This is a genomic window from Klebsiella sp. HMSC16C06, assembly GCF_001808325.1.
Lineage (GTDB): Bacteria > Pseudomonadota > Gammaproteobacteria > Enterobacterales > Enterobacteriaceae > Klebsiella > Klebsiella variicola.
Genome location: NZ_KV793012.1, coordinates 687,082 through 694,268, shown reverse-complemented (window position 1 = coordinate 694,268; position 7,187 = coordinate 687,082). Strand labels below are relative to the sequence as shown.

The window sequence follows — 7,187 nt, the reverse complement described above, 5'->3', positions numbered from 1 at the left end:
CCCCGGCCCTCTCCCACAGGGAGAGGGAGAAACCGGCAGTTTCAGTCGCGCAAGTGGGTAAATCACCAACAGGTCGCACGAACCCCAGGCCGGGCAAGGCGTGAGCCACCGCCCGGCATAAAAGCCGCTCCGCACCCGCTGCCCGGCGGCGCTGCGCTTGCGCGGGCCTACGGTGAGAGGTAACTATATGATATACATTGTTATGTAGGCCGGGTCAGGCGTAGCCGCCACCCGGCACTGACAAGCGGCACCAGAGGCGCCCGGTGAAAGACGCCTGGTGAGAGATTAAATCTCGGTAATGGTCGTCGACTGCGGCAGACGCGACTTCGGCAGGGTGGCGTTGAAATCTTCCACGCTATGGTGGCCGACCGGGACCACCACCAGGCTGGTGTAGCCCTGGGCTTTCAGGTCAAATTCCTCATCGAGGATCGCAAAATCGACCCCTTCGATCGGCACGGCGTCGAGACCCATCGCCGCCACGCCCAGCAGGAAATTGCCGACGTTGAGATACACCTGCTTCGCCATCCACTGATCGTCATCTTTCAGCTCTTTGCGGTGCATATCGGCAAAGAACGTACGACCCTTGTGGTTAGCGGCTTTTGCGTCCGGGGTGGCGAAACGGCCATCGGCCTCTTCCTGATCCACCACGCGCTGCAGCCAGGCGTCGTCCATCGCGGTTTTCGCGCAGAACACCACCACGTGCGAGGCGTCGAGAATTTTGCGTTCGTTGAACACGTAGGTGCCGCTGGCGGCTTTGGCTACGCGAGCTTTCCCTTCATCGGTGCTGGCGACGATAAAGTGCCACGGCTGGGAGTTGGTGCTAGACGGGCTGTACTGCAGCAGCGTTTTCAGCTGTTCGGCTTCGCTGGCAGTCAGCTTTTTCGTGGCGTCAAAGGCCTTGGTGGAATAGCGCTTTAAAGCGACCGATACGATATCCATAACTCTTCCTCACAGTTTACAGCACCTTACCGGTGCGTTAAGGAGAGGAAGAGTACAGCGAAGATCGCCAAATGATAAGGGTGAAAAATGCGATAACACTTATCGCATTTGGCTGAAAATCAGCGCGGACGCAGGCGCTGCTGGGCCTTTTTACTCAGCTTGTTCACCACCTGATGCCACGAATCGTCAATCAGCTCGGCCAGCAGATCCTCGCTGATATCCTCTCCCGGCACCACCGTGATCCAGTGTTTCTTGTTCATATGGTAGCCCGGTTCGATACTGCGATAAATTTCCTGATTCAGCAGCGACTTCTGCGGCTCAGCCTTCAGGTTGACCAGCGCCCGGCCGCGAATGGTCATGGTGATCATAAAGATACGGCCATCGACCTTAAACACGTCGTACTCTGGCCCAAAAGGCCAGCAGTGCTCGGTAAACGGGTAGGTCAGGGCGATACGATGAGCGCAGGGATGCAGCATCTCGGGAGTCATTAGGCGTCCGCCTCATGCAGGGCGTTCCACATGGCTTCAAAGCCGAGGGCGATAATCTCCCGGGCGCGCTGCGGATCGTGGCTGGCGAATTCGATGGTGGTCTCCGCCAGCGACAGAAACAGGGCATCGCCAAAGGCGCGGTACGCCTCGCTGAGAAAAATCTCTTTCACCGACAGCTGGCACATTTCGTTGAGCTCCGGGAAGCTCTCTTTTACCTGGCGACGGGTTTCGTCGGTGATGCGCTCGCTAAGCGCCATCCGGCGGATCGCCTTGTGCTCCATCGGGTTGCGCACCCCCCAGTCGATATAGCTGTTCCAGATATTGCGCGCGTTCTCTTTCGGGCGCTTTTCGTGCGGATCCAGCCCGGCGATCATTGTGCGCACCAGGCGCAGCTTAATCGCGAGGTACAGCTCGTTGAGCAACTCATCCTTGGTGGCGAAATAGCGAAACAGCGTCCCCTCGGCCACCCCAGCGCTGCGGGCGATGGCCGACGTCGAGGCGGCGATGCCGGACTGGGCGAAAGCCGCGGTGGCAGCTTCCAGTAACGCTTGCTTTTTATCTTCACTCTTTGGACGAGCCACTACTTTTTTCCTCACGCAGGTTTAAACAAACCGCCGATCTTTGCACGTCTGACCAGGTCGCTGCAACGGCGGAACGCAAAAATTGAAAATCGTCTTGACGACTTTCATCACTTTCCTAATAATGAGTGCGTACTCACTCATAATCAAGTTATATCACAAAGCCTCCGGGATGGGGGCTTTTGTCTGGTCAGGATATGAACCGTGTCACTTTTAGCGTGGTCGCCATCATGTTACTCGCAGCAGCAACGACATTGCCGTTTGTCCTCAATGCCGGTTTTGGTAAGGCGCCGCAGGGGGCACAGCTTAGCCAGGTGGAAGCGTCTCCCCACTACCGGGACGGCCAGTTCCATAACCAATTGCCCACGCCAGGGTTCACCGGGCAGAAAAATATGCTGGCGGCGTGGTGGGATTTCCTGATGACCAAACGGGAAAACGCCCGTCCCGCTCAGCCGCTGCCGCTGGTGAAGACCGACCTGGCGACGCTGCCCCTGGGGCAGGATGTGATGGTCTGGCTCGGCCACTCCTCCTGGTACCTGCAGCTGGCAGGAAAACGTATCCTGATCGATCCGGTGTTCAGCGATTACGCGGCGCCGTTCTCCTTTATCAATAAAGCCTTTCCCGGCGACTATCCGTGGCGGGCGGAAGGGATGCCAGACATCGATCTGCTGATCATCTCCCACGATCACTACGACCATCTGGATTACGCCACCATCCGCGCCTTGCTGCCGAAAATTAAGCGGGTCATTACGCCGCTGGGCGTCGGGTCGCATCTGCGCTACTGGGGGATGGACGGGGCGCTGATTACCGAAGCGGACTGGCAGCAGGCGATCCCGGTCAGCGATGAATTCACCGTTCACGTTCTGCCGGCGCGGCACTTTTCCGGCCGTGGACTGAAGCGTAACCAGACGCTGTGGGCCAGTTTTCTGTTCGTCACCCCGCAGCAAAAAATTTATTACAGCGGCGACAGCGGCTATGGGCCGCACTTCAAAGCGATTGGTGATGAATTTGGTCCGGTTGATCTGGCGATCATGGAGAACGGGCAGTATGACCAGGACTGGAAATATATTCACATGATGCCGGATGAAACGGCTCAGGCTGCCGACGACCTGCGCGCCCGCGCGGTGCTGCCTGGGCATGCAGGACGGTTTGTTCTGGCGAAACACAGCTGGGATGAACCGTATCAACGGCTGGCGGCTGCCAGCGAAGGAAGGGCCTGGCGTCTGCTGACGCCTATGCAGGGCGAGCCGCTGTGGGTCGCCGATAAGACGCAATCATTTAACGCCTGGTGGCGCTAAGCGCCAGTGCAGTTTCAGAGGAGAGAGCATATGACGATTTCCGCTCAGGTGATTGACACTATCGTCGAGTGGATTGATGACAACCTGCATCAACCGCTGCGTATTGATGATATCGCTCGCCATGCCGGGTATTCGAAATGGCATCTGCAACGGCTGTTTTTACAGTACAAGGGAGAGAGCCTTGGGCGCTATATTCGTGAAAGGAAGCTGCTGCTGGCCGCCCGCGATCTGCGCGACACCGATCAGCGGGTCTACGATATCTGCCTGAAGTATGGCTTCGATTCGCAACAGACCTTTACCCGCGTCTTCACCCGGACCTTCAACCAGCCGCCGGGCGCCTACCGCAAAGAAAACCACAGCCGCGCCCACTGAGGCGCGCTCTCCTGGTTTACCGTTCGAGGGAGAACCAGCGACGCCACACCCAGCGCAGCACCAGAAATTCAAGGGTGCCCAGCGCTAAGAACCACAGACAAAACAACACCGTATAGAGCTGGTTGAGATCCATCATATGGAATGTCTCAACCAGCTTTTGCGCCAGCGTCAGGCCCAGCGAAGGCGCGGGCAACAGCAGACAGGAGAGCAGGGCCAGCAGTAAGATCCCGGCGGCGGAGAGAAGCGTTTCCAGCGGATGTTTCATGTCATGTTAATCATCAGTTAAAAAACATATTGTCCGGTAAAATAATGCTTAACGCAATATGCTTTGTTTTTTTACTCTCTATAACACGGCTACTTTAAATATTATTGCCTGCCTTTCGCTCTCATGTTAATTAATCTGAAATAATTTGTAATTAAGTTAATTGCAGCCGGATGTAAATTAATGTCATTATTATGCCAGCGCTTTTACAAAACTATAAGTGCTATATCCCACCAGCGTGGCAACAATGATGGCCAGCAGGATGTACAGCGCCAGACGGCGTCCGCGGTAGATTCCAAACATATTTAACCTCGTTTAGTTTTGGTTTATTAATATTCTGTAATATTTATCTTGTGAATTAACTTATCACACATTTTGTATTTTGCGAAAAATTTAGGCGGATATTGGATCACATTTTTACCGGCTTTTTAGCCACGTTTTACTTCATTGGCCAGGAATGATTTCAGGCTTTCCGATTCACGGAATTTATAAGGAAAATGTAATTTGACCAAGATGAATAACCCAAAGTTTACGACGCCCTCGGGCGACACCGCGCCACGGCAGGTCTGGCAGCAGACCGTTGACGCAGTGCTGGCGCAGACAAAAAGCCAGGCCGCTGGGTTAAATTCCGCAGACGCCGCCGAGCGCCTGAATACCTTTGGTCCGAATGCCCTGCCGGAAAAGAAGGGTAAACCGGGCTGGCTGCGCTTTCTCGCCCACTTTAACGACGTACTGATTTACGTGCTGCTGGCGGCTGCGGCGCTGACCGCCATTATGGGGCACTGGGTCGATACCCTGGTGATCCTCGGCGTGACGGTGATTAACGCCCTGATCGGTCATATCCAGGAGAGCAACGCCGAAAAATCCCTGCAGGGGATCCGCAACATGCTCTCCAGCGATGCCCGCGTCCAGCGTAACGGCAAACATGAGACTATCCCGACGCGCGACCTGGTTCCAGGGGACATCGTTATCCTGCGCGCCGGCGACCGCGTACCAGCGGATATGCGCCTGATTGAAACCCACAACCTGCGGGTGGAAGAGGCGATCCTCACCGGCGAGTCGACGGTGGTGGATAAAATCACCGACGCGCTGGAGGGCGACCTGCCGCTGGGCGACCGGGTGAACATGGTCTTCTCCGGCACCACCGTCAGCGCTGGCGGCGGCATCGGCGTGGTGACCGCCACCGGCGCGGAGACCGAACTCGGCCATATCAACCAGATGATGGCGGGCATTGAGAAGCACCGTACCCCGCTGCTGGTGCAGATGGATAAGCTCGGCAAAGCGATTTTTGTCATTATCCTCGCCATGATGGTGGCGCTGTTTATCTTTAGCCTCGCGCTGCGGGATATCCCGATGGGCGAGCTGCTGCTGTCGCTGATTAGCCTGGCGGTGGCCGCGGTACCGGAGGGGCTGCCGGCGATCATCTCGATTATTCTGTCGCTGGGCGTGCAGACGATGGCGCGCAAGCGGGCGATTATTCGTAAGCTGCCGACCGTGGAAACTCTCGGCGCCATGACCGTGGTCTGTTCGGATAAAACCGGCACTCTGACGATGAACGAAATGACCGTCAAAGCGATCATCACGGCAGACTGCTGCTACCGGGTGGAAGGCGACAGCTATGAGCCGCAGGGACGGATCTTCCTTGAGGGGAGCGACGAGCCCGTGCAGGTTCAGCCCGGCACCGTGCTGGAGACCTGGCTGCGCACCATCGACCTGTGTAACGACAGCCAGCTTACCCAGGATGAGCGCGGTCTGTGGGGGATCACCGGCGGGCCGACCGAAGGGGCGCTGAAGGTGCTGGCGGCGAAAGCGCAGCTCCCGGCGGTGGAGGCCCGTCTGGTGGCCAAGATCCCCTTTGACTCACAGTACAAATATATGTCGACCCTGCAGCACATCGATGGCGAGGCCCGGGTGCTGATCACCGGTGCGCCGGACGTTATCTTCGCCATGTGCCGCGAGCAGATGAGCCGCCACGGCGCGGTGCCGTTCGAGGCGCAGTACTGGGAAGAGGAGATGGCGCGCTTCGCCCGTCAGGGACTGCGCATGGTGGCGGCGGCCTGTAAGCCTGCCAGCCTTGATGCCACCACCCTCAACCATGAGGACCTGCAGGAGGGGCTGATTTTCCTCGGCATCGCCGGGATGATGGATCCCCCGCGTCCGGAAGCCATTGACGCCATCCATGCCTGCCAGACCGCCGGGATCCGCGTGAAGATGATCACTGGCGACCACCCGCAGACGGCGATGAGCATCGGCCAGATGCTGGGGATCACCAACAGCAGCCAGGCCATGACCGGCTACCAGCTGGAGCACATGGACGATGCGGCGCTTGCGAAGGCGGCGGTGGAGTACGACATCTTTGCCCGTACCAGCCCGGAGCATAAGCTGCGCCTGGTGAAAGCCCTGCAGGATAACGGCGAAGTGGTCGGCATGACCGGAGACGGCGTCAACGACGCGCCGGCGCTGCGCCAGGCCGACGTGGGTATCGCCATGGGTATCAAAGGTACCGAAGTCACCAAAGAGGCGGCTGACATGGTGTTGACCGATGATAACTTCGCGACCATCGCCAGCTCGGTAAAAGAGGGCCGTCGGGTCTATGACAACCTGAAGAAGACCATCCTCTTCATCATGCCGACCAACCTGGCGCAGGGGCTGCTGATCATCATCGCCCTGCTGGCGGGGAACATTATTCCGCTGACCCCGGTGCTGATCCTGTGGATGAACATGGCGACGTCGGCGACGCTCTCCTTCGGCCTGGCCTTTGAAGCCGCAGAGCGCAACGTGATGAACCGCCCGCCGCGTAAAACCGGCCAGCACGTGATGGATGGCTTCGCCGTGTGGCGAGTGGCTTTTGTCGGGTCTATGATTGCTATTGCCGCCTTTATCCTTGAGGCCTGGCTGGCGCCGCGCGGCCACAGTCCGGAGTTTATCCGCACCGTGCTGCTGCAGATGCTGGTGACGGCGCAGTGGGTCTACATGATCAACTGCCGCAGCAGCGACAGCTTCTCCCTGAGCATGGGTCTGCTGCGCAACAAAGGCATCTGGCTGGTGACCGGTGTCCTGCTGCTGATGCAGCTGGTCATTATCTATGTCCCGCTGATGCAGAGCATGTTTGGTACGGAAGCGCTGCCGCTGCGCTACTGGTTTATCACCCTGGTCATCGGCGTCGCCATGTTCCTGGTGGTGGAAGTTGAGAAGCGCCTGACGCGCCGGTTCCGCAAAACGGCTTGATTGATCTCGCGCGCCTCGCTGC

General features: G+C 57.9%; 7 protein-coding genes. 3 read left to right on the top strand and 4 right to left on the bottom strand.

Annotated features, from left to right (window positions below; genetic code table 11):
- Nucleotides 1-285 precede the first annotated feature (285 nt).
- The 3 genes from nfsB to HMPREF3142_RS22095 all read right to left on the bottom strand — a co-directional run bounded on the left by nfsB (nucleotide 286) and on the right by HMPREF3142_RS22095 (nucleotide 2,008).
- Complete coding sequence (gene nfsB, locus HMPREF3142_RS22105; RefSeq protein WP_012542524.1) at nucleotides 286-939, bottom strand: oxygen-insensitive NAD(P)H nitroreductase; 654 nt, start codon at nucleotides 937-939, stop codon at nucleotides 286-288.
- A gap of 119 nt (nucleotides 940-1,058) precedes the next feature.
- A complete protein-coding gene (locus HMPREF3142_RS22100) occupies nucleotides 1,059-1,427 on the bottom strand; it encodes an MmcQ/YjbR family DNA-binding protein (RefSeq protein WP_008805536.1) in 369 nt (122 codons plus the stop codon).
- The gene (locus tag HMPREF3142_RS22095; RefSeq protein ID WP_012968754.1) at nucleotides 1,427-2,008 is read right to left on the bottom strand and encodes a TetR/AcrR family transcriptional regulator; all 582 of its coding nucleotides are present in this window, start codon (nucleotides 2,006-2,008) and stop codon (nucleotides 1,427-1,429) included. The genes HMPREF3142_RS22100 and HMPREF3142_RS22095 overlap by 1 nt, the downstream gene beginning before the upstream one ends.
- Before the next feature lie 179 nt (nucleotides 2,009-2,187).
- Between HMPREF3142_RS22095 and HMPREF3142_RS22090 the strand changes: the two genes are divergently transcribed.
- Nucleotides 2,188-3,303, top strand: a complete 1,116-nt coding sequence (locus HMPREF3142_RS22090; RefSeq protein ID WP_162493283.1) for an MBL fold metallo-hydrolase — start codon at nucleotides 2,188-2,190, stop codon at nucleotides 3,301-3,303.
- Nucleotides 3,304-3,333: 30 nt separating this feature from the next.
- A complete protein-coding gene (locus tag HMPREF3142_RS22085; RefSeq protein ID WP_002893035.1) occupies nucleotides 3,334-3,675 on the top strand; it encodes a RamA family antibiotic efflux transcriptional regulator in 342 nt (113 codons plus the stop codon).
- Nucleotides 3,676-3,691: 16 nt separating this feature from the next.
- Here the strand turns inward: HMPREF3142_RS22085 and HMPREF3142_RS22080 are convergent, their stop codons facing one another.
- Nucleotides 3,692-3,940 carry a DUF1158 domain-containing protein gene (locus HMPREF3142_RS22080; protein WP_008805539.1) on the bottom strand — a complete coding sequence of 83 codons (249 nt, stop codon included), beginning with the start codon at nucleotides 3,938-3,940 and terminating at the stop codon, nucleotides 3,692-3,694.
- Between the two features lie 501 nt (nucleotides 3,941-4,441).
- Here HMPREF3142_RS22080 and HMPREF3142_RS22075 point away from each other — a divergent pair.
- Nucleotides 4,442-7,165 carry a cation-transporting P-type ATPase gene (locus HMPREF3142_RS22075; RefSeq protein WP_012542521.1) on the top strand — a complete coding sequence of 908 codons (2,724 nt, stop codon included), beginning with the start codon at nucleotides 4,442-4,444 and terminating at the stop codon, nucleotides 7,163-7,165.
- The last annotated feature ends 22 nt before the right edge of the window (nucleotides 7,166-7,187 follow it).